Consider the following 24,358-nt stretch of genomic DNA (forward strand, 5'->3'; position numbering starts at 1 on the left):
CGCCCGACCCCCGTACGGGCGCGGGCGGCGTCATGCCCCGTCAGGCCTCGGGCTTCAGGGCCTCGGGCTTCAGGACCTCGGGCTTCAGGCCTCGGGCCTCGGGCCAGCCCAGGTCGCGCCGCGCCAGGTGGACGATCCCCGGCAGCGGGAAGAGCAGCAGGAACAGGTTCGGCGCCCACCATCCGGGCGTGAAGTCCCCGCGCAGCGCCCAGAAGGCGACGGCCTGCAGCCCGGCGGCGCTGGTGAGCGCGAGCGAGAGCAGCATCAGCGACCGGACGGCGGCGCGCCGGCCCCGGCAGCCCGTCAGCAGGGCGGCGATCCCGGTGAGGCTGGCGAGCAGGTCCAGCGGCAGGAACGAGTAGTTCCAGTCGGCGAGGACCGGGTTGTCGTAGTCCCGGTACGCGTACTCGGCGGGCAGCAGCGCCGTCACGGTGACCGCCCAGTAGACCAGGAAGCCGAGGTCGGTCAGCGCCATCGACGCCTTGGTGAGCGTCATCAGTCGGTCAGGCCTGGAGCGCACGGTCACGGTTCACCAACTCCACGATCAGGGCCCGCAGTTCACGGTGCAGCCCGTCGTGCGGCGGGCTGAGGTCGAGCAGCCTCGCGGACCACCAGCCGTCCACGGCCATCCGCACCAGCGTGGCCGTCGCCGGGCTCAGCCCGTCCTCCTCCAGCCGCCGCTGCCAGCGGGCGTACCGCTCGCGCAGCCCGTCCAGCACCTCGGGCCCGCCGGCGGCGGCGAGCAGGGCGACGGGCACCTGGTCGACGCCGCTGGTGTCCCCCGCCGGGGACTCGGGCGGGATGGTCGCGTCCAGCCAGGCCAGCGCGAACGCCCCCGGCTCCGAGCCGGGCCCGGGCAGCACCGCCTCGAAGCGGTCGGCCAGCCGGGCGACGACCCCCTCCACCAGCGCCCGCTTGCTCGGGAAGTGGTGCAGCAGCCCGCCCTTGCTCACCCCCGCCTCGGCGGCCACCGCGTCCAGCCGTACGGCGTCCACGCCGCCCCGGACGAGCAGCCGCTCCACCGCGTCCAGCAGTTGGTCCCTCATGGGCCCCCACCCTGTTCGTCACCGTCGGACCGTCCAGACGGTCGGTCCCGTCGAAGCGCCACCCTAGCAGCCGCCGGCGCGGCTCAACCACCGTCGGCCGCAGGCAGTTTGGAGAATGGGAGAAGGCGAAGGGCCCGCCCGGTCGAGGTGACCGGGCGGGCCCTTCGGGTGCGGACGGGCGTCAGCCGACGTGGACGCGCGGCCGGCGGCTGCGGTCCGGCTCGGCCTCGCGCAGCACCTCGCGGGTGACCGGCGCGACCTCGCCCTGCCCGAGCAGGAAGAACCGCATGAACTGGGCGAAGGGGTTGCCCTCCGTCCACTCGAAGTAGAGGTGCGGCTGCTGGCCCGTGCGGTCCCGGACGGTGAGCGCCAGGGCGGCGATCGCGTTGGGGATGCTGGAGCTCTCCAGGGTGAGCACCCGGTAGCGGCCGTGCAGGACCTCGCCGCGCACGGTCAGTTCGGCCTCGAAGTCGGAGGCGTCGCGGACGGTGACCTCGACGAAGACCAGGTCGTCCTCGCCGGGGATGTCGTTGTCGGCGCGGATCTGGCGGATCTTGTCCCGGTACTCGGCCACGTCGCGGTTGCTGGGCTCGTTGGCGATCAGGCGCAGCGGACGGTGGGCGTAGTCCCTGATGAAACGTTCCGCCACATCGTCCAGCACCACGTTCGTCACGCGCAGCTCGAAGGCCCGGCGCAGGCGGGAGAGCAGCGAGAGCAGGATGATGCCGGCGATGAAGCAGGCGCCGATCTTGAGGCCGTCCGGGCGCTCCATCACGTTCAGCACGGTGGTGTAGAGGAAGATCGCGGCGATCGCGCCGAAGCCGTACGTCCAGCCGCGCTGGCCCCGCTTGTGCGCGGCGATGGTCACCGCGATGGCCGCCGAGCTGATCAGCACCAGCACACCCGTGGCGTAGGCGCCGCCCTGGGCGTCCACGTCCGCGTCGAAGATCCAGGTGACCAGGAAGCCGATCAGCGTCAGCACGATCACCATCGGGCGCACGGCGCGGGCCCAGTGCGGGGCCATGCCGTAGCGCGGCAGGTAGCGGGGCAGCAGGTTGAGCATGCCCGCCATCGCCGAGGCGCCGGCGAACCAGAGGATGGCGATGGTGGAGAGGTCGTAGACGCTGCCGAAGGTGCCGCCCAGGTACTCGTGCGCCAGGAAGGCCAGGGCGCGGCCGTTGGCCTCGCCGCCCGGCTTGAACTGGTCGGCCGGGATCAGCAGGGTGGTGATGAAGCTGGTGGCGATCAGGAAGACGCTCATGATCACGGCGGCGGTGGTGAGCAGCTTGCGGGTGCCGCGGATCCGGCCGGCCGGGTTCGCCTCGGTGTCCGTGGCGTCACCCTTGATGTGCGGCATCACGGCGACGCCGGTCTCGAAGCCGGACAGGCCCAGCGCCAGCTTCGGGAAGGTCACCAGGGCCACGCCGACCATGACGATCGGGTTGCCGTGCTGGGCCGTCAGCGCGTCCGTCCAGTCGGTGACGACGTGCGGGGCCTTCGCGATCTCCCACAGGCCGACGGCCACCACGACCACGTTCAGCACGAGGTAGGCGCCGACGAGGAAGACGGCCAGGCCGATCGCCTCGCCGAAGCCCTTGAGGAAGACCGCGCCCAGCAGCGCGACCAGCACCATGGTGATCAGCACCTGCTTGTTGCCGAGCAGGCTGTTGAGGTGCGGGTTCTCCACCAGGTGCGCGCTGGCGTCCGCGGCTGAGAGGGTGATGGTGATCAGGAAGTCCGTCGCCGCGAAGCCCAGCAGGGCCAGGACGAACAGCTTGCCCTTCCAGAAGGACAGCAGCCGCTCCAGCATCGCGATCGAGCCCTCACCGCGCGGGCTCTCCTGGGCGACACGGTGGTAGACGGGCAGCGCGCCGAGCAGGGTGACGACCACCAGCACGATCGTGGCGATCGGCGAGAGCACGCCCGCGGCGAGGGCGGCGATGCCGGGCTGGTAACCGAGCGTGGAGAAGTAGTCCAGGCCGGTCAGGCACATCACCCGCCACCAGCGCTGGCCGGTGTGCGCGCCCTGCGCCGCCTGCGCCGTCGTGGAGTCCCCCGACTCCACGGCCTCCGCGGCCTGGCCCTCGCCGGACGTCTGCGCGGGCTTCTCCGCGCTCATGTCCTCCAGCATCCAGTTGCGGAAGCGTATTCGCGCCGACGGCGTCTCCGCCGCCCGGCCCGTCGAAGTGTCCGTCGAACCCGACGAAGTCACCTTGCACCTCTTGTTTAAAGACCCCGTAAAAACGCCGTCGGGCGACGGCAGTGCGTCAGGCTATGCGACAGGCGTTAAGGACACGTCATCGCCCCGCGTTAAGAAAACGTCAGTGAGATCGGCGTCAGGACGCGGCTCCCGGGGCAGGGGTGTTCCCCGCCCCGGGAGCCTCAGTTCGTCACGCTCGGTAGCCGAGCACCGTCATCATGCCCGTCTCCGCGTGGTACACGTTGTGGCAGTGCACCATCCACAGGCCCGGGTTGTCGGCGTCGAAGTCGACGGCGAGGGTCGCGCCCGGCAGGACGATCGCGGTGTCCTTGCGCGGGCCGTCGCCGGACCCGCCGCCGGGCAGCGCGAAGGTGTGTCCGTGCAGGTGGACGGGGTGCCACATCTGCGTCGCGTTGCGGAACTCCAGGCGCACCCGCTCCCCCGCCGCCACCGGGTAGCGCTGGGCGGGGTCGTAGCGGCGGCCGTTGAACGCCCAGTCCGCCGTGGCCATGCCGCCGGTCATCTCCAGCTTCACGGTGCGGTCCGGCCGCCGCGCCGGGAGGCGGACGCTCGGGTGGGCCTTGAGCCTGTCGGCGGTCAGCAGCCGCCCGTCCAGCTCGGACGGGCGGACGGCCGCGTCGGGGGCGGCGCCGCCTCCGGTGCGCAGCACGGCGAGGGCGGTCGCGTTCTTGCCCTCGGCGAGGGCGGTCAGCGGGAAGACCCCGTCCTTGACGGTGACCAGCACGTCGTAGCGCTCGCCCATGCCGAGCAGCAGGGCCTCGGTGGTGGCGGGCTCGACGGGGAAGCCGTCGGTGTGGGTGACCGTCAACTCGTGCCCGCCCAGGGCGACCCGGTACGCGGTGTCGCCGCCCGCGTTGATCAGGCGGATGCGGACGCGGTCGCCGGGCTTGGCGGCGAAGGTCTCGGGGGCGGCGGGGAGACGGCCGTTGACCAGGTGGAACGGGTGCGCGACATCGCCGGCGTCGCCGCCGAGGAGGGCGCTGCGGGCGCCCATGAGCATGCGGGAGGGGCCGGTCCCACCTCCTCCGCCCATGCCCGGCATCCCGGGCATGTCGTGGCCGGAGTGGTCCGTGCCGCCCGTGCCTCCCATGCCGCCCATGCCCTTGGCGAGTTCGGCGAGCACGGCGTCCGGGGTGCTGCCGTCCACGCCGTCCACCCAGTCGTCCAGGACGACGACCCACTCCTTGTCGTACGCGAGGGGCTCCTTCGGGTCCTCGACGATCAGCGGGGCGTAGAGGCCCCGGTCCTGCTGGGCGCCGGAGTGGGGGTGGAACCAGTACGTGCCGGGGTGGGTGAGGGCGAAGCGGTGGTCGAAGGAGGCGCCCGGCTTGATCGGGGCCTGGGTGACGCCCGGCGCGCCGTCCATGTCGTTGCGCAGCGCGAGGCCGTGCCAGTGCAGGGAGGTGGGCTGCGGCAGGTGGTTGGCGAGGGTCAGCGCGAGCGTCTCGCCCGCCTTCGCCCGCACCTCCTGGCCGGGCAGGCGGTCCCCGTACGTCCAGGTGCGGACGGTACGGCCGCCGCCGAGGTCGACGGTGGACTCGGTGGCGGTGAGCGCGACCTTGCGCTCGGGGCCCGGGTTGCGGCGCGCCTCGGCGGCGGCGACCTCGGGGCCGCCGGGGGCGACGAAGCCGGCGGGCGGGGCGGCGGGGCTGCTCGGGCCGCCGTGGTCCATGCCCCCCGTGGAGCCCATGGAGCCCATCGAGTCGGAGGAACAGGCGGCGAGCAGGCCGGTGGACGCGGCGGCGAGCGCCGCGCCGAGGACGGTACGGCGGGTGGGTGTGCGCATGACGGAGTGCACCTCGTGCGGTGTGGTGTGGGTGTACGGGCAGGGCGCGTCGGCCGCTCCGCGCGCGGGCGCGGGGCAGCGGGCGCGCGCCTACTGGCGCAGCACCGACAGCCGGTTGAGGAGCGTCCGCCCGCCCACGGGCGGGGGCAGCGCACGGACGGCCCGCAGGAGGCGGGCCCGCAGCGCGGCGGCGGGGTCGCCGCTGCGGTGGAGGAGCGGGGCGGCGGCGAGCAGCACGAGGGTCCAGCCCGCGAGGACGGCGAGGCAGACGGTCATCGGGTCCATGCCGTCGGCGGGCGGGGCGGCGTGCGCCGTCGGCCGGTCGGGCACGGCGAGGGGCTCGACCTCCGCGGGCTGTGCGGCATGCGCGGCGAGCGCCGTCGGACGGTCGTGCATGCCGTGCGTGCCGTGCGCCTCCCAGGGATGGCCGAGGGTGTGCATCGTCACGACGCCCAGCACCAGCGCGGCCAGGAGCAGCAGGCGCGGCAGCCAGGGCAGCGACGCGCCGATCGGCCGGAACCCCCGCCCCATCGCCCCGCCTCCTCGCACCCCGATGCCGACACGTACCCCCGCAGGGTATCCCGTCCCACGCGCCTACCGGGCTCCGGTGTCCACCGCGAGGAGGTGGCCGGTGCCGGAGACGGTGACGGTGATGCTCAGCGGGGGCCGCCCGGCCTCGGCCGGGCGGCGGTAGGTGAGGGTGCGGGCGGTGTCGTCGGAGGGGACGGGCGTGACGGTGGGGGTCACGCCGGCGACGCGGTCGCCGAACCAGACGTGGGCGAACTCGGCCCCGGCGGCGACCACCTTCTCCGGCGGGAGGACCACCCCGATCACCCCGCCGTCCGCGACGGCGGAGAGCAGGTCCCCCGACGGGAGGTCGATGCGGAACGAGCCCCGGTCCGTCGTCACCTCCATGACCGCCGGCCCGCCCGCCGACCCGGGCTCGGTCTTCGTCAGGCTCACTCGGGTGTCCGGCCCGAACAGGCTGTCCGCGACCTCCTGCGCCCGCAGCGGGTCACCCATCGCCACCGGCTCGAAGCCGGGGCCGTCCTGGACGATCCGGATGCCCAGCCCCAGCACCAGCCCGACGACCCCCAGCCCCGCCCCGGCGATCGCCGCGCCCTGCCGCAGGTCGCGCAGCACCCCCTGGGGCCCGCGCCGCAGCGCCAGCAGCCACCCCACCCCCAGCAGGGTGCCGATCAGCGCCCCCGCCGAGTTGTCGAGGAAGTCGGCGGCGTCGCAGGCCCTCCCGGTGCGCAGCAGCGTCTGGGTGATCTCCGTCCCCGCCGAGAGCACGACGAGGCCGGCCAGCCCGGTCAGCGGGCGGCGGAACAGCAGGACGGTCAGGAACGCCGGCGGCACGTACAGGGCGATGTTCATCAGGCCCTGCTGCGCGGTGAGGTCGTACCAGACGGACGGGCCGATCGAGCAGTACGGCGTCCCTGCGTACCCGGACGCCGTCGGCGTGAGGGTGACGGCCGCCTCGCCCGCCAGGCTCACGCCCCACAGCGCCGCCGTCACCACGGGCCGTCCGTCCCGCCGGGCCCACCACCAGGCCCCGGCACCGAAGAGCACCCCGAGGACGCCGAAGACCGGGAACAGCAGGGGCGTGCCGTTGAGAGCGGCTTCTGTCATCTGAGCTTCCAGTCGCGAGAGTTGACGGTACGGAGCAAGCCGACAGTCAAACAGACGCACACGACCGGACTCACACGCCCCCCGGCCCACCAGCCGGACCCGTCATGCCCGGGGCCCGGCTCGGTGGTGCGAGCCGGGCTCACCTCGGGTCGGGTCAGACGGCGGTCCGCCAGACGGTGGCGTCGGGTCCGGCCCAGGAGCCGGCCTGGTCGAGACGGGTCACCGTCCAACCGGCACGCGAGAGTTCGTCCGAGCCCGGCCGCTGCCCGCGCAGCCGGCTGAGCAGGACGGCGGTGACAACGGCGAGCTCCTCGGGCGAGGGCCGCCCGTGCTCGATCGTGAACAGGGTTTCGGTCGTCTGGTTCATTGCGGTTGGTTCCCATGCTTCCTGGAGGGGATGGCGGTGACCTTGCCACGCAGCATGCTCAGGGCGTCGATCAGCCGGATGCGGGTCTCGGCCGGGTCGATGACGTCGTCCACGAGGCCGCGCTCGGCCGCGTAGTACGGGTGCATCAGCTCGCTCTGGTACTGCTTGACGAGCTGGGCCCGGGTGGCGGCCGGGTCCTCGGCGGCGGCGATCTCGCGGCGGAAGATGACGTTGGCGGCGCCGTCGGCGCCCATCACGGCGATCTCGTTGGTGGGCCAGGCCAGCGAGAGGTCGGTGCCGATGGACTGCGAGTCCATCACGATGTACGCGCCGCCGTACGCCTTGCGCAGGATCAGCGAGATCCGGGGCACGGTGGCGTTGCAGTACGCGTACAGCAGCTTGGCGCCGTGCCGGATGACGCCGCCGTGCTCCTGGTCCACACCGGGCAGGAAGCCCGGCACGTCGACCAGGGTGACCAGCGGGATGTTGAAGGCGTCGCAGAACTGGACGAAGCGCGCAGCCTTCTCGGAGGCGTGGATGTCGAGCACACCGGCCAGCACGGACGGCTGGTTGGCGATGATGCCGACGACCTGCCCGCCGAGCCTGGCCAGTGCGCAGATCACGTTGCCGGCCCACTGCTCGTGCACCTCGAAGAAGTCACCGTGGTCGGTGATCTCCCGGAGGACCGCCCGCATGTCGTACGCGCGCGAGGGGTCGGCGGGGACCAGGTCGATCAGGGCCTCGCAGCGGCGGGTGACCGGGTCGCCGGCCTGTTCGGCGGGCGGAAGCTCGCGGTTGTTGGAGGGCAGCAGCGAGAGCAGGAAGCGGACCTCCAGCAGGCAGCTCTCCTCGTCGTCGTACGCGGTGTGGGCCACGCCGGAGAGGGTGGAGTGGACGTCGGCGCCGCCCAGGCCGTTCTGGGTGATCGCCTCGCCGGTCACGGCCTGCACCACGTCGGGGCCGGTGATGAACATCTGCGCGATGTCCCGCACCATGAACACGAAGTCGGTGAGCGCCGGGGAGTAGGCCGCGCCGCCGGCGCACGGGCCGAGCATCACGCTGATCTGCGGGATCACCCCGGAGTTGCGGACGTTGCGCTGGAAGATGCCGCCGTAGCCGGCGAGCGCGGTGACGCCCTCCTGGATGCGGGCGCCGGCACCGTCGCAGAGTCCGACGATCGGGCAGCCGGTGGTGGCGGCCATGTCCATGATCTTCTGGATCTTCTGCGCGTGCGCCTCGCCCAGCGCGCCGCCGAAGATCCGGAAGTCATGGGCGTAGACGAACACCCGACGGCCGTCCACCAGACCCCATCCGGTGATCACACCGTCGCTGTGCGGGCGCTTGTCCTCCAGGCCGAAGCCGGTGGCGCGGTGCCTGCGCAGGCCCTCGATCTCGGTGAAGGTCCCGGGGTCGAAGAGCAGCTCGATCCGCTCCCGCGCGGTGAGCTTGCCCTTGGCGTGCTGCGCCTCGGTCGCCTTGGCGCTCGGCCCGACCAGCAACTCGGCCTTGAGCGCCGCGAGTTCGGCCGCCCGGTCCGCGGTGCGCGGGCTCTCGTCCATCATGGTCATGTGCGTCCTCCGGTTCTGTTCGGCACCAACTGCCGGAGCAGGGCGGTTTCCTGGTGGCTCAGCGGCAGATCCGGACGGAGCCGCTCGGGGTGGCCGGGCGGCGGCCCGTACGGCAGCGGCAGCAGCGGTGGGAGGTACCCCGACTCCCGGTATGCCGAGAGCGCTTCCTCGTACCGGTGGAAGTCGAACCCGCCGATGGTCATCAGCCCCTCCCCCAACGGTCTGAGGCAGTGGCGGACGACTGCGGACAGCAGCCGTCGTGGAACGGACATCGGGCCCCCTCTCTGTTCGAAGAGACCGCGAGGATGCAAGTCCTCGCTCGAGACCCGGTCGAGCCCCGGGCAGCGGCAGCGAGTCCGGCTCCAGCGCAACTGCAGGCGTTCCAGGCAGGGTTGACGGCATTCATGCCCCCCGCTCGGGGTGGCAGAGCGTCGTCGAAGGGAGTCGCCGTGTCTCAGGCGGTCCAGACAGCCAGCAGTCAGGTCACCGGGGATCTCTACGCGGAGGTGCGCACGTTCTACGCCCAGCAGATGCGCCGTGTGGATTCGCTCGACATCGAGGGCTTCGCCGACACCTTCACCGATGACGGTGTGGTGATCCACGCCAACGGCGCCAAGGCCGAGGGCCGGGCGGACATGGTCGAGGGGATGCAGCGCAACCTCCCCCGCTACCGGGACATCGCCCCCCGCCACTGGTTCGACCACCTGCTGATCGAGCCCGGTGAGAAGGACGACGAACTCAACGTCTCCTACTACACGCTGGTCACCCTCGTCGACCGGGAGGGGAACCTCACCTTCGAGCCGACCTTCACCGTGGAGGACGTCCTGGTGCGCCGGGACGGCCGGCTGCTCACCAGCAAGCGGGTCATCCACCGGGACCAGCCGGTGGACTTCTTCTGAACCACCCCACACGGATGCGGCGGGGACGTCCTTGACGTCCCCGCCGCATCCGTCTGTCTTCTTCTCAGTCGATCCCCCGGCAGATGTGGCTCTCGCCCTCGTCCTCCTCGTACCCGGGGAAGCGCAGCTCCGGCCACGGAATCTCGTGTCCGGCCCCTCTGACGTACTCGATCGGTGCGGAAATCATCGCCAACCTTCCTTCGACTGCTCAGGCGTGGCAGACCGGCAGGCCTCCGTTGAACTCGACCATCTCCCGGAACGGCGTCACCACGTCGATCCTCGCCCCGGGCGGCAGCCCCCGCAGCTCGGCGTAGGCGCGGTGCAGGTTGCCCACCAGGCGCTCGGGGTCCAGCAGGCCGGAGAACTCGCCGGGACCGGCCGCCCTGGCGGCCTCCAGCGGTGACCGGCCGTCCCGCAGCCCCTGCTCGGCGAGGCCGCGGATCCAGCGCAGGTACGCCTCGGTGGCGTCCAGCACCTCCGGTCCGCCGACGGCGCCGTGCCCGGACACGACGATCTCGGGGCCGAGCGCCCTGAACCGGTCGATCGCCCGCAGCGAACCCTCGATGGAGCCCATCAGGACGAACGGGGTCACCCCCGACCAGGCCACGTCGCCGGTGAAGAGCACCCGGCGCTCCGGCACCCAGGCCACCACGTCACTGGCGGTGTGCGCCGGCGCGAGCTCGAAGAGCTCGACCGTCAGCCCGCCGGCCCGCAGTGTCAGCGAGTCGCGGAACGTCAGGTCGGGCAGGGCGAGTTCGGTGTGCCCCCAGTCCACGTCCGGCCACAGGTGGCACAGGCCGAGGCCGGACTCGGCCATGTCGGAGCGGGTGCCCTCGGCGGCCACCACGGTCGCGCGGGGCACGAAGTGCGAGTTGCCGAAGACGTGGTCGCCGTGGAAGTGGGTGTTGACCACGATGTCGGGGCCGCCGGGCGCGATCGACTCGACCTCCTCGCGCAGCCTGCGGGCCCGCGCCTCGGTCGCCACCGTGTCGATCAGGATCGCCCGGCCGCCGCCGGTCACCAGGCCGGCGTTGTTGATGCACCAGCCCCCCGGCAGCTGTTCGAAGACGTGCACGCCGTCGGCGATCTCGCGCAGCGCCGGCAGGGGCAGGGTCGCGGTGGTCACGCGGCCTCCCGGGCGAACGGCAGGCGGGCGTAGCGGCCGCGGTGGAACAGCAGCGGACGCTGGTCCTGCCCGCCCTGGTGGATCGCGACCACCCGGCCGATCAGCAGGACGTGGTCACCGGCCTCGAACTCGGCGTGCAGCCGGCACTCGAAGGAGGCGACGGCGCCCGGCAGTACGACGTTGCCGGTGACCCCCTCGACGGCGCGCATCCGCCGCACCGCGAGCTCGCCGGTGGGGCGGTCGGGCCGTGCGAACTCGGTGGACAGCTCCTGGTGCTCCTCGCCGAGGACGTTCACCGCGAAGCTGCCGGAGCCCACCACGCGCGGGCGCATCCGCCCGTCCGACTTGACCGATACCAGCAGCAGCAGCGGGTCGAGCGAGACCGAGGTCAGGCTGTTCAGGGTCATCACGATGGTCTCGTCCCCGGTGCCCTGCGTCAGTAGGGTGACCCCGGTGGGGAAGGCGCCCATCGCCGCCCGGAAGGCGGCGGTGTCCGGTTCGGCCATCAGGGCCTGGGCAGTGTTGGTCATGGTGCCGGCTCCGTCTCTTCGGACCTCTTAGTAGTTGCCGAGCCCGCCGCAGACGTTGAGCGCCTGCGCGGTGATCGAGGCGGCCGTGTCCGTCACCAGGTAGCCGACCAGGCCGGCCACCTCCTCCGGGGTGGAGTAGCGGCCCAGCGGGATCTTCGCCTCGAACTTCTCCTGGATCTGCTCCTCGGTGACGCCGTAGTAGCCCGCGTAGCCCTGGCGGACCCGCTGCGCCATCGGGGTCTCCACGTAGCCCGGGCAGACCGCGTTGACGGTGACCCCGGTCTTGGCCAGCTCGATGCCGACCGCCTTGGTGAAGCCGACCACCCCGTGCTTGGAGGCGGAGTACGGCGCGGCCATGGCGACGCCCTGCTTGCCGCCGGTGGAGGCGATGCTGATCACGCGGCCCCAGCCGTTGGCCAGCATGCCGCCGGTGCTCAACACCTCCTTGGTGACGCGGAAGACGCTGTTGAGGTTGGTGTCGATGATGTCCAGCCAGAGGGACTCCTCCAGCTTCGCCGTCTCACCGCCGCCGCCGCGGCCCGCGTTGTTGACCAGGATGTCGATCCGGCCGAACTCCTCGACGGCCCTGGTGACGGCCGCCTTGATCTGCTCGGTGTCGGAGACGTCGGCCGCGGTGCCGCTGACCTCCAGGCCCTCCTCGTCGCGCAGGCGCTTCACCAGGGTCTGGACGTTCTCCGCGTTGCGGGCCACGCCGAACACCGCGATGCCCTGGCGGGCGAGCAGCTCGGTCACGGCCAGGCCGATACCGCTGGTGGCTCCGGTGACGAAGGCGACCCGCCGTCCCGTGTCAGTCATGGTGTTCTCCTGTGTCGTCCGTCGAAGTGGGACGACGGTGGCCGCGCACCCTTGGGCGGACCTCGACTCCCGGTCGAGGTGCGGCACTTCGAGGCCGCCTCGACGCGCGGTCGAGGCCCGGGGGCAAGGGTGTCGGCGTCCATCGCGCACCGCGACCAACGAGGAGTGACCATGTCGGATCAGCCGATCCCGGACGTACGGAAGTCGGTGACCGTGAACGCCTCGGTGGATCACTGCTTCACGGTGTTCACCGAGCGCCCGAAGGACTGGTGGCCGGAGACCCACGTCCTGGTCAAGAAGGAGCGGGCCGGCCTGGCCTTCGAGCCCGGGGTCGGCGGCCGCTACTACGAGTGGGACGTCGAGGGCAACGAGATCGCCTGGGGCAAGGTGCTCACCTGGGAGCCGCCCTACCGGCTGTCGATGACCTGGCGGATCGACGGCCACTGGCAGTCGATCACGGACGACGAGCGGGCCAGCGAGATCGAGGTCGAGTTCACCCCGGTCGACGAGAACACCACCAGGGTGGAGCTGGCGCACGTCAAGCTGCACAAGCACGGCGAGGGCGCCCTCGGCATCTTCAAGGCGCTCGACGGGCCGAGCCCGGGCGAGACCCTGGAGCGGTTCGCCAACGCGATCTGACGGACCGTCACACATCCTGCGGGGCCCCGGTCAGCGGCGACCGGGGCCCCGTTCGCGCGCCCGGGGCCGGCCGTCACGGTCCAGTGCTGGTGCACCCGTGTTCGAGCGGCGGGCGCCAAGCTCCAGCGGCCATCGATGAGCCCGTCACCGCAGGAGGTCAACGAGGATGCCCGCCGTCACGCACAAGGACCCCGGCACAGTGGACACCGGGCTGGCCACAGCCGCCGAGAAGGTGAGCCTCCTCGCCGGACAGCGCGCGGCCGAGGCCGACGCCACCCGCAGGCTCTCCCCCGAGGTCGTCGCCGGGATACGCGAGGCCGGCTTCGCCCGGCACTTCGTGGCCGCCGAACTCGGCGGCACCGAGGGCTCGTTCGACGAGCTGACCCGCGCCGTCGTCGCCATCGGCCAGGAGTGCCCGGCCACCGCCTGGTGCGCCTCGCTGAGCGCGTACTCGGCCCGCTTCGCCTCCCACCTGCCGGCCGAGGGGCACCGGGCGATCTGGGGCGCGAGCCCCGACGTCGTGATCGCGACCGCCCTGATGCCCGCGGGGCGCGCCACGGCCGTCGACGGCGGCTGGCGCTTGAGCGGTCGCTGGAGCTACACCAGCGGCATCGACTTCGCCGACTGGGCGCTGGTCTGCGGCTCGGTGGCCGGCCAGGACGGTCCGCCGCAGCTGCGCTTCTTCGCCCTGCCCAAGGGCTCGTACGGGGTCCAGGAGACCTGGGACAGCATCGGCATGCGGGCCACGAGCAGCCACACCCTGACGGTCGACGAGGTGCTGGTGCCCGCGCACCTCTCCTACGACCGCACGGACATGCTGACCGGCGTCAACGCGACCTCCGCCGTCGCCGCCCACAACGTCCCGTTCCAGGCGGTCGGCGGGCTGACCTTCATCGCCCCCGTGGTGGGCGCCGCCGTCGGCGCGCTGAACGCGACCGCCGCCGCGCTCACCGGGCGCAAGCGCGGCCAGGCCGCCGAACTCGCCGTGGTGCGCGCCTCCGGGCGTGTCGACGCCGCCCGGTTCCTGGTCGCCCAGAACGCCGGGGTGCTCGACGGCCGGCTGTTCACCCCCGAGCACATGGCCCGCAACGAGCGCAACGCCACCTACGCCGCGGAGGCGGCGGTGGAGGCGGTCGGCCTGCTGATCAAGGCGGCCGGCACCGGCGGTCTCGGCGAGGGCCACGCCCTGCAGCGGTTCTGGCGGGACGTCACCTCCGCGGCCAGCCACGTCGCGCTGCAGTACGACACGGCCGCGCGGAAGAACTACTCGGCGGTCCTGCTGGGCCCCGAGGTCTGACGACCGTCGCACAGGGCCACCCCGGAGGAGCGCGACGGACCTCCGGAGTGGCCCTCTTCGGTGCTCCAGCACCGAGCGAGACCCTCTCCAGCCCGCGCTCCTAGCGTGCTGCGTGACCGTGACCGGAAGCTCCCGGAGGTGCCACCGTGCCCGCTCAGCAGGATCAGTCCGTCTTTCCCTTCGAGGGGTCCTCCTACCGAGGCCCCGCACCGCAGTACGCCGAACTCCGGGCCTGCCCGCAGTCGGTGGCGAAGGTCCCGACCGCAGGCGGCGTCGACGCCTGGCTGGTGACCCGGTACGAGGACGTCAAGGAGGCCTTCGCCGACCCGAGGATCAGCCGGGCGGCGGCCTGCGGGGCCCACGCCCCGCGGGTGGGCGGCTCGATGCACACCACGCCCGAGATGATCATCTCCATGGACGGCGCCGAGCACGCCCGGCTGCGCAAGCTGGTGGCCGGCTCGTTCACCGTCCGCCGGGTCGAGAAGATGCGGCCGCGCGTCCAGGAGATCGTGGACGAGCTGCTGGACGAGATGGCCGCCAAGGGCCCGAGCGTCGACCTGGTGCAGCAGCTCTGCCTGCCGATGCCGCTGACGGTCATCGGCGAGCTGCTCGGCGTCCCGCGCGAGGACCTGCAGACCTTCGAGCGCCACGCCCGGTCCTTCGCCACCGTGGACGACCGCTCGGGCGGTGAGGCCGCGCTGGCGGGGCTGGCCAAGCTCAGCGAGTACATCGTCGGCCTGATCGCCGACAAGCGCGCCAACCCGACGGACGACATGCTCTCCGAGCTGATCGCCGCCCGTGACGAGGGCGACCGGCTCAGCGAGGAGGAGCTGGTGACCTTCGGCTTCACCCTGATCGGCGCCGGCTTCGACACCACCGCCAACCAGCTCGGCAACTCGGTGCTGGCGTTGATCACGGACCACCGCGACCAGTGGGACCTGCTGGTGGAGCAGCCCGGGCGCATCCCGGTCGCGGTCGAGGAACTGCTGCGGCACGTCAACCTGTTCGCCACCGACACCACCGGCTTCCCCCGGGTCGCCCTCGAGGACGTGGAGATCGGCGGCGCCGAGATCAAGGCCGGCGACGCGGTGGTGATCGCGCTGGCCTCGGCCAACCGGGACGGCTCGGTGTTCCAGGACCCGGACCGGCTCGACGTCACCCGCACCCACAACCCGCACATCTCCTTCGGCCACGGCCTGCACTACTGCCTCGGCAAAACCCTCGGCCGGATCGAGATGCAGGTGGCACTGGAAGGCCTGGTCCGGCGCTTCCCCGACCTCCGGCTGGCCGGCTCGATCGACGACCTCCCCTGGCACACCGGGGAGATCAACCACACGCTGACCAGCCTCCCGGTCACCTGGGGAAGCTGACGGAACGTCAGAACGAGGCGGCAGGGCACCGGCGCCCTGCCGCCTCGTCGCCGTTTCACCCGAGCCGCCTCGTCGCCCGGACCACGCGGCGGCGCCCGCAGCCTGCCCCTGGGGGCCTGCTGCGGGCGCGGAGGGTCCTGCTCGGTCACCGAGTGGCGTCGGAGACCTTGGTGCCCACGGCCGTCACAGTCACCGGACCGGTCAGGGCGCTGGAGCCCGGGTTGGCCACGAAAGCCTCCGCGTGCGTGCGCAGGGAGGTGCCGGTGATCCGGCCCTGGTGGATCGCCTGGATGGAGCCCGGTATCGGCCCCAGGTCCGAGGTCGGGTGCGTGATGTAGAAGGCGATCGAGCCGTCCTGCTCCGACTCCCAGAAGCCGGTGCCGGTGAAGTACGGCTTGCCGTCCGGGCCGGCCGGGCCGTCCATGACGAGCTCGTGGTCGGGGCGGAAGACGAACACGTCGACGGCCACCGACGGGCCGCTGGGGGCCTGGACGGTGACCGTGACGTTCCAGGTGCCGGCGAGCGATCTCCTGGCGTGCGCCTCGGCCTCCGACGGCGCTGCGCCCAGGCTCAGCAGGGCCAACGGCAGGGCGGCCGCGAGGACGGCCGCGCCGTAGCCCAGGCGGCGGGTCCGGCGCGGGCGCGTGGAGACGGTTGCTTCTCGATCGGACATGAGCGGGCCTTTCGGTGGTGGTCACGGTGGGAGGGGCCGAGCGTCCCCGCCCGGCCTGTGGGGAGGCCGGGCGGGGTGTGTGGGGGAAGACTGCCGCGGGAGGCGTCGTCGTGCGTGCAGGAGCGACCGCCGTGGAGCTTCGGCGTGGAAGACGAACGTCTCTCGGGGTCACACCAGTTGGCGGTTGAGGTCCTTGAGGTCGAAGCCCGGCACGGCGACCTGCTCGGGGGTCAGCTCGGCGCCGCTGGTGAGCAGGCGGCGGACGATGCCGTGGTCGGCTGCGCGGTTCACCGACTCGGCTCCGATGAGCCGGCCTTCGCGGAAGCAGAGGACGGAGAACCGGGCCTGGGCCGGGTGGCCGAGCAGGACGGTCCTGTCGTGTCCTGCGGTCAGCCCGGCGATCTGGAGCCGGTGCCCGTACTGCTCGGACCAGAACCACGGCAGGGCGGTGTACGGCTCGGGCGTCCCGCAGATCGCCGCGGCCACGCAACGGGCCTGGTCGGAGGCGTTCTGGACCGACTCCAGGCGCATCGGCCGGCCGGCCTGCCGGCTGGGGAAGCGGGCGCAGTCGCCGATCGCGAAGATCGCCGGGTCGCTGGTCCGCAGGTGCTCGTCGACCAGGATGCCGTCGCCCACCGCGAGCCCGGCCCGGACGGCCAGATCGACGTTGGGCAGCACACCGATGCCCACGACCGCCAGATCGGCCGGGAGTTCCTCGCCGTCGCCCAGCCGGACCGCCCGGACGGGGCCGGAGCCGTCGCCGAGCAGCTCGGCCACCTCGCGGCGCAGCAGCAGCCGCACTCCGCGGCTGCGGTGCTCGGCGGTGAGCCAGTCCGACATCTCCTCGGTGAGCGCCCGCTGCAGCACCCGGGGCTGGGCCTCGACCACGGTCACCCGGTGGCCCGACCTGGTCGCCGTGGAGGCGAGTTCGAGGCCGATGAAGCCGGCGCCGATCACGACCACGTTCAGCGTCCGGTCCGGCTCGGCCAGCCGCTGCCGCAGCGCCTCGGCGTCGTCGGCGCCCCGGAGCACGAAGACCCCGGGCCGCTCGGCGCCGGGGACGGGCAGCTTCCGGGGTCGTGCGCCGGTGGCGAGCACCAGGGAGTCGTACCGCAGCTCGCGGCCGGAGCGCAGGCCCAGCGACCGGGTCTCCCGGTCGATCCGCACGGCCTCCTCGCCGCGCAGCAACTCGACGCCCTGCGTGTCGTAGAACGACGCGGGGCGGAGCTCCAGGTCGACCAGGCCGACCCCGCCGGTCGGGTACAGGTACGCCTTGGACAGCGGCGGCCGCTGGTACGGCAGGTGGCTCTCCTCGCCGATCAGGGTGATCGGCCCGGTGTGTCCCTGGCTGCGGAGCGCGGCGGCGGCGTCCGAACCCGCCTGGCCCGCGCCGACGATGACGACCGACTGCCCGGCCATCAGGACTGCCGCTCCGGCAGGTGCACGACCAGGCCGTCCAGCTCCTCGGAGATCCGCAGCTGGCAGCTGAGCCGACTGTTGTCGCGCCGCGGGCTGGCGGTGCCGTACAGCACCTCGTCCTCGTCGTCGTGCATCTCGGGCAGCACGATGCCGCACGCCTCGTCGATGTAGACGTGGCAGGTGCCGCACTGGGCGGAGCCCCCGCACTGGGCCTCGATGCCCTGGACGTTGTTGATCTTGGCGCCGCGCATGACGGTGTTGGGGACAGGTACGTCGACAACGGTGTCGGTGCCGTTGGGGTGCCTGTAGGTGATGGTGGCCATGGCGCGCCCTCCTCTTGGATGTCAGCCGGCCGAACGAGAGGGACTGTGGCAACGGGGCCTCGCGGCGTGCTGGAGCCGATCTCGACGGGGAAGGGGCCGCACGAGCGGGCCGCGACCGGCCGTCCACCCGGGCCGAGCAGCGTCGCGGGCATGACCAGCATTCAGATGTCGAGGACGCAAGGCGTCCCCGCCGACACCCGCGACCGCAGGCTCGGCCTGGTGCTGGCCGTGTGCTGTGTCGGCCAGTTCATGAACGTGCTCGACGCCTCCGTGGTGAACGTGGCACTGCCCGTGATCGCCCGCGAGCTGCACTTCGGCCACAACCTGCAGTGGGTGAACAGCGCCTACACCATCGCGGTGTGCGGCTTCCTGCTGCTCGGCGGACGGCTGGCCGACGTCTTCGGCCAGCGCCGGGTCTTCCTGATCGGGGCCGCCCTGTTCACGCTCGCCAGCACCGTGGGCGGTGCGGCGGGCGCTCCGCTGACCCTGGTGGCGGCCCGCGCGTTCCAGGGCCTGGGCGCCGCCGTGATGACCCCGGCGACCCTCACCGTGCTCGCGACCACCTTCACCGAACCGAAGGCCCGCGCCAAGGCCTTCGGCCTCTGGAGCGCCGTCTCGGGGGCGGCCGGTGCGATCGGGGTGCTGGCCGGCGGGGTGATCACCGAGTGGTTCTCCTGGCGGTGGATCCTGCTGGTCAACGTGCCGATCGGGCTGGTCCTCCTGGCCGGTATCCGCTGGGTCGTCCCGGAGTTCCGGGGCCGGGACGGGAAGCGGTCGCTGGACGTCCCCGGCGCGGCGGCGGTGACCCTGGGCCTGATGGCGACGGTGTACGGCATCGCCGAGTCGCACGAGTACGGCTGGGGCTCCGTCCGGGTGGTCGGCGCCCTGACCGCCGGGGCCGCCCTGCTGGCGCTGTTCCTGGTGATCCAGGCGAAGTTCGCCCGTCACCCGCTGGTACCGCTCGACGTGTTCCGGCACCGCTCGATGAGCGCCGCCAACCTGGTCGCCTTCTTCGGCATCGCGGCGCTGTTCAGCACGTTCTTCTTCTTCACCCTGATCCTCCAGCAGGTCCACGGCTACAGCCCGCTGCGCACCGGGCTGAGCTATCTGCCGCTCTCGGCCGGGCTGGCCCTCGGCGGCTGGGGGATCTCCTCCGTGGTGCCCCGGATCGGCGCCCGACCGATTCTGCTCGGCGGGCTGACCTCGGCGTGCCTCGGACTGCTCTGGCTGAGCCGGGCCGACGAGCACGCCCACTACCTCACCGATCTGCTGGGCCCGATCCTGCTGCTGGGCTTCGGCATGGGCACCGTCCTGAACGTGACCACCAACGCCGCCACCGCCGACCTCCCGCCGCACCAGGCGGGCCTGGCCTCGGGACTGCTCAACACCACCCGCCAACTCGGCAGCGCCCTGGGCCTGGTGACCCTGACCACGCTCTCCGCCTCGCTGACCGACACCGGCAAGGCGGGGCTCACCGGCGAGGCCGCCCGCCATGCGCTCTCCCTCGGCTACGACCGGGCGCTGACCGGCGCGGCCGCCTTCACGGCGGCGGGTCTGCTGGCCGCGCTGGCGGTACCGGCCCGCAGGCCCCCCAAGCCGTTCGAGGCCCGCTCGAGCCGCTGAGACAACCCTGGCCGCACGACCGAGTACGGAGGAGAGATCACGGTGGTCAACAACTGGCCCGGCACGACGACGCGGGACTCCCTGCGCGAGTTCTACGACCAGCACCCGGAGTGGTCGGTACGTCCCGACGACGACGACGAGCAGGTCGAGTACGCCACCATCGAGGTCCCGCGCGACTACGCGGACCCGGCCGGCGAGCGGATCACCATCGCGGTGAGCCGCCGCCGAGCCGCGGGCCCCGGGCGGCGCGGCATCCTGCTGTCCGTCAACGGCGGCCCCGGCGGCGACTGGGGCCTCGGCCTGAACCTCCCCGGCAAGTACGCCGGAACCCCGGTGCACGGGGCGTACGACCTGATCGGCTTCGACCCGCGCGGCACCGGTGGGTCGACCAATCTGCACGCCGAAGTCACCGTCCCCAAGGCGCCGTTCGACTCGCGGCCGACGGACTCCGCGTTCGAGCAGCTGGCCGAGGACATGCGGCTGCGGGAGCTGGCCTGCGAGCGTGCGGGCGGCGATCTGCGCGCGCACATCAGCACCCCGAACACCGCCCGCGACATGGACGTGATCCGCGGCGTCCTCGGCGAGGAGCAGCTCTCCTTCGTCGGCTACGCCTACGGCGCCTACGTCGGCGCGGTCTACGGCAGCCTGTTCCCGGAGCAGTTGGACCGCAGCGTGCTCGACTCCTGCGTCAACCCGGACTGGACCTGGCGCGAGCAGTTCCTCTGGCAGGGCGACGCGGTGCAGCGCAATGTCGACCGGTGGGCGGCCTGGACGGCGGAGCGCGTCGGCGTCTTCAAGCTGGGCACCGAGCCGGCCCAGGTGCTCGACGCCGTGGAGCGGGCGGTGGCGCGGCTGGAGGAGCTTCCCGGCGGGGTCTCCCTGCGCACCCTCTTCGACGGCGCGGTCGGCACCCGGGCGGGCAACCGCAGCCAGTGGGCCGAACTCGCCGACCTGGTCGGCGAGTTGGAGTCCGTGAAGGACGCCGACACGGCCCGCGGACTGCTCGCCGAGCAGGGCACCTGGCGGCCCGCGGACAGCGAGGGCTCACTGCGGATCGGCGTCCTCGAAGCGATCACCATGGAGCACGCCTGGCCGGCCGACCTGGAGGTCTACCGGCAGGACATGCGGGAGTTCCGCAAGCGCTTCCCGTACGGCTACGGCGTGCTGCGCGCCCAGCCGTGGGTGGGTGCGTTCCGCACCTTCACCGCCCCCGAGGCGCCGGTGAAGGTGGAGAACGCCGGGTACCCGGTGGGGCTGATCGTCCAGGCGGACGGCGACCCGCTGGACCACTACGCGGGCGGCGTCGCGATGGCCGAACGGCTCGGGCACCGGCTGCTGACCGTGGAGGACTCCGGCGACCACGAGGTGTACGCGCTGGCGGGCAACCCGCACGTGGACGCGCTCGTCGACCTGTACCTGGTCACCGGCGAACTCCCGCCCGTGGGGACGGCGGTGCCCGGCACCACCTCCCGCCCGGACGTCCCCGCCGACCGCTGAGCGAGCCGAACACACGGTGGGGGCGCCCGGGCCGGGCGCCCCCACGGTGGTGAACCGGATCAGCTCTGCTCGAACCTGAGGTCGGTGGTCTCGGCCCCCGCGGCCGCGAACTCGAGCAGCCGGGCCCCTTCGTCGGCCAGGGCCGTGCGGTCGTTGCGGGACAGCGGCGCGAAGGGTTCGACGACCAGCGTGGCGCTGCGGCGCTCCCACTCGATCCGCCACAGCCCGCGGACGAAGCCGTCCACCAGGATGGTGGACTTGATCAGACCGTTCCTGGTGAACACCTGCCTGCGCTGCTCGTCCGTCAGGATCCGCGAGCGGTCGGCGTGCGAGAGCAGGATGTTGTCGAACTCCGGCAGGTAGCGGACCGGGGCCGGGTCGGCGCCGTCGGGCCGCGGAGCGTCCGGCAGGTCGTACAGCTCCTGACCGTTCTCGTCCCGGAACACCACCAGCTCCTCGCGCAGCCGGCGCACGGCCTCGTTCAGCCGCGTCATCCCGGACCACATCTGGACGTCCTTGACGCTCGCCGGGCCGAACGCGGCGAGGTAGCGCAGCACGACCCGGTCGGGCGAGGTGTCCTGCGAGAGCGGCCTGCCGAGCCAGTGCTCCGCGGTGGTGTGCACGGCCTGTCCGCTCTCACCCCACAGCCCCCTGGGCGGGGTCTGCACCAGCGGCTCCAGGTTCCGGACGGCGTTGGCCAGGGCGAACGCGTCCCGGTCCGGCCACCGTTCGGCGAGCTTGGCGCCGAGTCCGCCGAGGGTCAGCGGCTCCTCCTCCAGCAGGCGGCGGCCGAGGGCCGAGACCTCGGCCAGGTCGAGCCCCGCCAGCTTGCGGCCGAAAGTGCCTTGCAGGGCCCGGGCCAGCGACTCGTGGAGCACCGGGCGCAGGGCCAGGCAGTCCGCCGCGCTGACCAGGTGGATCGTGCTCCGCATCAGCACCAGACGCACCAGGGCGCGGTCCCTCATCAGCGTCGCGAGCTCGTCGTGGTGGAAGCCGGCCAGGCGTGTCCACAGCCCGATGTAGGGCGGGTTGGGCGCCTGCGACTGCATGCCGACGAGGTGCTCGACGGTGTCGGCCGCGGACTTCGTGGCCCGCTCCAGCAGGAGCTGGCGGCTGAGCAGGGCGCGATTGAGGGCTCGTCGGTCCATCACGGTCGCGATTCCGGTCGCCATGGGGCGGTGTGCTCCTGACTCTTCTTCAGGTGGTGAACGGCACGGCGGCGGCGCCCCGGGAACCAGGGCACCGCCGCGGTCGGGTGGCTCTCAGGACAGCCGCACCAGCACGGTACCGCTGTACTTGCGCTGCTGCAGCGCGATGAAGGTGTCCGGCAGCGCGGGCACGCCGCCCTCGACGACGGTGTGCGGGAAGACGATCCGGTCCTCCCCCAGCCACTCGCCGAACTTGGCGTTCCAGCCCTCGAACTGCTCGGGGGTGTGCATGGTGGCGAATCCGCGGAAGGTCAGGTCCTTGCTGATCGCGGTCATGAGCGGCAGCCGGGGGCTTCCCCCGGGGCCGCCGTGCTGCCCGGCCAGGGCGCCGCAGAGGGCGAACCTGGCGCCGCGCGCGGCGACCTGGACGGCGGCCTCGAACTGCTCGCCGCCGACGTTGTCGAAGACCACGTCGAGGCCGTCGGGCGCCAGTTCGCCGAGCCGGTCGGCCGGCGAGCCGTCGTGGTAGTCGAAGGCCGCGTCGAAGCCGAGCTCCTCGACCAGGTAGTCGATCTTCTCCTTGGAACCGGTGCTGCCGATCACCAGCTTGGCCCCGAGCAGCTTGGCGACCTGGCCCGCGAGCGCGCCGACGCCGTTGGTCGCGCCGGAGACGAACACCACGTCCCCCTCGGCCACGTGCGCGGTCTCGACCATGCCGTGCCAGGCCGTGGGCCCCTGGGAGAGGAAGTACTCGGGGCCCGGCAGCTGGGCGCGGTCGCGCTTGAAGAAGCCGTGCGCGTTGCCGACCGCGTAGTCCCGCCAGCCGAGGAAGTGCTCGACCAGGTCACCGACCTCCAGCAGGGGGCTGTTGGAGCGCACGACCGTTCCGACCGTCCGGCCCCACATCGCCACGCCCGGCTGGAAGACCGGGATGGGCAGGGTGGTCTGCGGGCTCATCTGGTCACGGGCGACCGACCCGAGCGTCATCCAGTCGTTGCGGACCAGCACCTCGCCGTCGCCGGGCTCGGGCACCGCGGTCTCGGCGAAGGTGAAGTGGTCGAGGGTGACCTCGTCCTCGGGGTAGGAGGCGAGCCGGATCTCCCGGCTGGTCTCGGGGAGTGCTTCGAGGCTCATCAGGAGTTCCTTCGCAGGTTCACGGGGAGGGCGAGCAGGTGGTGGTTCACATCGCCGATCCGCCAGTGGAGCTCGCTCTCGGGAACGGCCAGCCGGGCCTCGGGGAAGCGCCTGGTCAGCTCCTCGAGGGCGACGGCGAGTTCGAGCCTCGCCAGCGGCGCGCCCAGGCAGTGGTGGATGCCGTAGCCGAAGGCCATGTGCGGATTGTCGGCCCGGGCGAAGTCGCGCCGTCCGGGCTCGGCGAAGGCCGCCTCGTCACGGTTGGCCGAGGCGAAGGCCAGGAAGACCGCGTCGCCGGCCGGGATGGTCACGCCGCCGACGGTCACGTCCTCGGTGGCGATCCTGGGCAGTCCCGAGGTGTCGGAGGCGGTCAGGTTGACCGTCCGCAGCAGCTCCTCCAGGGCGGCGGGGATCTCCTCGGGGTGCTCGCCGAGGCGGCGCCAGACGTCCTGGTGCTCGGTGAGCAGGGTCAGGACGAAGTTGGCGACCTGGGCGGCGGACGAGTCGAAGCCGCCGCCGAGCAGGGTGTAGCCGAGCCCGATCAGCTCCTCGACGGTCAGCTTGTCCTCGCCGTCGCGCGCGGCGATCATTGCCGACAGGACGTCGTCCGCGGGCTCGGCGGTCTTGGCCATGACCAGGCCGGCGAAGTAGCCCGCCAGGTTCTCCCGCGCCTGGATCGCCTCGGCCTCGGGCCCGGCGACGTCGGCGAACTGGGACACCCAGGTGTGGAACTGCTCCCGGTCCTGCTCGGGCACGCCGAGCAGCTCGCAGATGACGGTGAGGGCGAGGGGGGTGGCGAAGCCCCGTACCAGGTCGACCGTCCCCTCGCCGAGCCCGTCGAGGAGCCGGTTGACGAGCGTGCGGACGCGCGGGCGCATGCCCTCGATCCGCTCCCGTGAGAACGCCTGGGTGGCCAGGGTCCGCAGCCGGGTGTGGTCCGGCGGGTCGAGCGAGATGATCATTCCGGGCGGGGCCTGGAACAGCCCGGCGAACTTCGGCGCCGAGGGCTCGAAGGTCGCCGCGCGGCTGAACCGCTGGTCGTCCAGGACGGCCTGGATGTCGGCGTACCTGGTCACCAGCCAGGCGTGTCCGCCGCCCTCCACCTCGACCCTGACGACCGGCTGTTCGCCGCGCAGGCCGGCATAGCGCGGGTCGGGCCCGCGGTAGCTGGATCCTGGTGGAAAGGGGAAGAGTGACGGCTCGTTGATCGTGGTCACGGTGTGCCTCCGGGCATCGGCATC

At 72.5% G+C, this 24,358-nt stretch carries 25 protein-coding genes; 6 read left to right on the forward strand and 19 right to left on the reverse strand.

The features are described 5' to 3' along the window. Positions 1 to 40: 40 nt before the first annotated feature. The 9 genes from ACIRRS_RS22080 to ACIRRS_RS22120 form a co-directional block, all read right to left on the reverse strand. Positions 41 to 496, reverse strand: coding sequence for a DUF5360 family protein (locus tag ACIRRS_RS22080; RefSeq protein ID WP_402973166.1), 456 nt, complete (start codon positions 494 to 496; stop codon positions 41 to 43). Positions 497 to 503: 7 nt separating this feature from the next. Further along, a complete protein-coding gene (locus tag ACIRRS_RS22085; RefSeq protein WP_402973168.1) occupies positions 504 to 1,046 on the reverse strand; it encodes a TetR/AcrR family transcriptional regulator in 543 nt (180 codons plus the stop codon). Between the two features lie 181 nt (positions 1,047 to 1,227). Further along, positions 1,228 to 3,165, reverse strand: coding sequence for an amino acid transporter (locus ACIRRS_RS22090; protein ID WP_402973171.1), 1,938 nt, complete (start codon positions 3,163 to 3,165; stop codon positions 1,228 to 1,230). 271 nt (positions 3,166 to 3,436) lie between these two features. Next, positions 3,437 to 5,053, reverse strand: a complete 1,617-nt coding sequence (locus ACIRRS_RS22095) for a multicopper oxidase family protein (RefSeq protein ID WP_402973174.1) — start codon at positions 5,051 to 5,053, stop codon at positions 3,437 to 3,439. 90 nt (positions 5,054 to 5,143) lie between these two features. Further along, on the reverse strand, positions 5,144 to 5,584 hold the full coding sequence (locus ACIRRS_RS22100; RefSeq protein ID WP_402973177.1) for a hypothetical protein: 441 nt from the start codon (positions 5,582 to 5,584) through the stop codon (positions 5,144 to 5,146). 63 nt (positions 5,585 to 5,647) lie between these two features. After that, a complete protein-coding gene (locus tag ACIRRS_RS22105) occupies positions 5,648 to 6,688 on the reverse strand; it encodes a VanZ family protein (protein WP_402973180.1) in 1,041 nt (346 codons plus the stop codon). Positions 6,689 to 6,842: 154 nt separating this feature from the next. Then, positions 6,843 to 7,055, reverse strand: coding sequence for an acyl-CoA carboxylase subunit epsilon (locus ACIRRS_RS22110; protein ID WP_402973182.1), 213 nt, complete (start codon positions 7,053 to 7,055; stop codon positions 6,843 to 6,845). Then, positions 7,052 to 8,623 carry an acyl-CoA carboxylase subunit beta gene (locus ACIRRS_RS22115; RefSeq protein WP_402973185.1) on the reverse strand — a complete coding sequence of 524 codons (1,572 nt, stop codon included), beginning with the start codon at positions 8,621 to 8,623 and terminating at the stop codon, positions 7,052 to 7,054. Before ACIRRS_RS22115 ends, ACIRRS_RS22110 begins: the two co-directional genes overlap by 4 nt. After that, a complete protein-coding gene (locus ACIRRS_RS22120; RefSeq protein WP_402973188.1) occupies positions 8,620 to 8,895 on the reverse strand; it encodes a DUF6059 family protein in 276 nt (91 codons plus the stop codon). The genes ACIRRS_RS22115 and ACIRRS_RS22120 overlap by 4 nt, the downstream gene beginning before the upstream one ends. Positions 8,896 to 9,072: 177 nt before the next feature. Here ACIRRS_RS22120 and ACIRRS_RS22125 point away from each other — a divergent pair, with 177 nt between their 5' ends. Continuing rightward, on the forward strand, positions 9,073 to 9,522 hold the full coding sequence (locus ACIRRS_RS22125) for a nuclear transport factor 2 family protein (protein WP_402973190.1): 450 nt from the start codon (positions 9,073 to 9,075) through the stop codon (positions 9,520 to 9,522). Positions 9,523 to 9,586: 64 nt separating this feature from the next. Here ACIRRS_RS22125 and ACIRRS_RS22130 read toward each other — a convergent pair whose 3' ends face one another. From ACIRRS_RS22130 to ACIRRS_RS22145, 4 genes are read right to left on the reverse strand one after another with little or no spacing between them, the layout of a single operon-like run. Beyond that, positions 9,587 to 9,709 (reverse strand): hypothetical protein, encoded by a 123-nt coding sequence (locus tag ACIRRS_RS22130; RefSeq protein WP_402973193.1) that lies wholly within the window; start codon positions 9,707 to 9,709, stop codon positions 9,587 to 9,589. 21 nt (positions 9,710 to 9,730) lie between these two features. Then, a complete protein-coding gene (locus ACIRRS_RS22135; RefSeq protein ID WP_402973195.1) occupies positions 9,731 to 10,648 on the reverse strand; it encodes an MBL fold metallo-hydrolase in 918 nt (305 codons plus the stop codon). Further along, positions 10,645 to 11,178 (reverse strand): flavin reductase family protein, encoded by a 534-nt coding sequence (locus tag ACIRRS_RS22140; RefSeq protein WP_402973198.1) that lies wholly within the window; start codon positions 11,176 to 11,178, stop codon positions 10,645 to 10,647. Before ACIRRS_RS22140 ends, ACIRRS_RS22135 begins: the two co-directional genes overlap by 4 nt. A 27-nt stretch (positions 11,179 to 11,205) precedes the next feature. Beyond that, positions 11,206 to 11,994 carry an SDR family NAD(P)-dependent oxidoreductase gene (locus ACIRRS_RS22145; protein ID WP_402973200.1) on the reverse strand — a complete coding sequence of 263 codons (789 nt, stop codon included), beginning with the start codon at positions 11,992 to 11,994 and terminating at the stop codon, positions 11,206 to 11,208. Positions 11,995 to 12,165: 171 nt separating this feature from the next. Here ACIRRS_RS22145 and ACIRRS_RS22150 point away from each other — a divergent pair, with 171 nt between their 5' ends. From ACIRRS_RS22150 to ACIRRS_RS22160, 3 genes are all read left to right on the forward strand, one after another. Continuing rightward, entirely contained in the window at positions 12,166 to 12,633 is a 468-nt protein-coding gene (locus tag ACIRRS_RS22150) for an SRPBCC family protein (RefSeq protein ID WP_402973203.1), read from the forward strand. Between the two features lie 166 nt (positions 12,634 to 12,799). Further along, positions 12,800 to 13,930 (forward strand): hydrolase, encoded by a 1,131-nt coding sequence (locus tag ACIRRS_RS22155; protein ID WP_402973205.1) that lies wholly within the window; start codon positions 12,800 to 12,802, stop codon positions 13,928 to 13,930. Positions 13,931 to 14,076: 146 nt separating this feature from the next. Then, on the forward strand, positions 14,077 to 15,300 hold the full coding sequence (locus ACIRRS_RS22160) for a cytochrome P450 (protein WP_402973208.1): 1,224 nt from the start codon (positions 14,077 to 14,079) through the stop codon (positions 15,298 to 15,300). A 145-nt stretch (positions 15,301 to 15,445) separates the two neighbouring features. On the opposite strand, the gene ACIRRS_RS22165 is transcribed toward ACIRRS_RS22160, so the two are convergent. The 3 genes from ACIRRS_RS22165 to ACIRRS_RS22175 all read right to left on the reverse strand — a co-directional run bounded on the left by ACIRRS_RS22165 (position 15,446) and on the right by ACIRRS_RS22175 (position 17,715). Beyond that, positions 15,446 to 15,973, reverse strand: a complete 528-nt coding sequence (locus ACIRRS_RS22165; RefSeq protein WP_402973210.1) for a hypothetical protein — start codon at positions 15,971 to 15,973, stop codon at positions 15,446 to 15,448. 168 nt (positions 15,974 to 16,141) lie between these two features. Further along, positions 16,142 to 17,392, reverse strand: coding sequence for an NAD(P)/FAD-dependent oxidoreductase (locus ACIRRS_RS22170; RefSeq protein WP_402973213.1), 1,251 nt, complete (start codon positions 17,390 to 17,392; stop codon positions 16,142 to 16,144). Beyond that, positions 17,392 to 17,715, reverse strand: a complete 324-nt coding sequence (locus ACIRRS_RS22175; protein WP_402973215.1) for a 2Fe-2S iron-sulfur cluster-binding protein — start codon at positions 17,713 to 17,715, stop codon at positions 17,392 to 17,394. The genes ACIRRS_RS22170 and ACIRRS_RS22175 overlap by 1 nt, the downstream gene beginning before the upstream one ends. 150 nt (positions 17,716 to 17,865) lie before the next feature. Here ACIRRS_RS22175 and ACIRRS_RS22180 point away from each other — a divergent pair, with 150 nt between their 5' ends. Together ACIRRS_RS22180 and ACIRRS_RS22185 are read left to right on the forward strand one after the other, a co-directional pair. Next, positions 17,866 to 19,338 carry an MFS transporter gene (locus tag ACIRRS_RS22180; protein ID WP_402973218.1) on the forward strand — a complete coding sequence of 491 codons (1,473 nt, stop codon included), beginning with the start codon at positions 17,866 to 17,868 and terminating at the stop codon, positions 19,336 to 19,338. 42 nt (positions 19,339 to 19,380) lie between these two features. After that, a complete protein-coding gene (locus ACIRRS_RS22185) occupies positions 19,381 to 20,835 on the forward strand; it encodes an alpha/beta fold hydrolase (protein ID WP_402973221.1) in 1,455 nt (484 codons plus the stop codon). A gap of 59 nt (positions 20,836 to 20,894) precedes the next feature. On the opposite strand, the gene ACIRRS_RS22190 is transcribed toward ACIRRS_RS22185, so the two are convergent. From ACIRRS_RS22190 to ACIRRS_RS22200, 3 genes are all read right to left on the reverse strand, one after another. Then, entirely contained in the window at positions 20,895 to 22,007 is a 1,113-nt protein-coding gene (locus tag ACIRRS_RS22190) for a winged helix DNA-binding domain-containing protein (protein ID WP_402973224.1), read from the reverse strand. A gap of 90 nt (positions 22,008 to 22,097) precedes the next feature. Continuing rightward, positions 22,098 to 23,117 (reverse strand): zinc-binding dehydrogenase, encoded by a 1,020-nt coding sequence (locus ACIRRS_RS22195; RefSeq protein WP_402973227.1) that lies wholly within the window; start codon positions 23,115 to 23,117, stop codon positions 22,098 to 22,100. Then, complete coding sequence (locus ACIRRS_RS22200; RefSeq protein WP_402973230.1) at positions 23,117 to 24,334, reverse strand: cytochrome P450; 1,218 nt, start codon at positions 24,332 to 24,334, stop codon at positions 23,117 to 23,119. The genes ACIRRS_RS22195 and ACIRRS_RS22200 overlap by 1 nt, the downstream gene beginning before the upstream one ends. Between the last annotated feature and the right edge of the window lie 24 nt (positions 24,335 to 24,358).

It is taken from the genome of Kitasatospora sp. NPDC101183, assembly GCF_044767945.1.
Lineage (GTDB): Bacteria > Actinomycetota > Actinomycetes > Streptomycetales > Streptomycetaceae > Kitasatospora.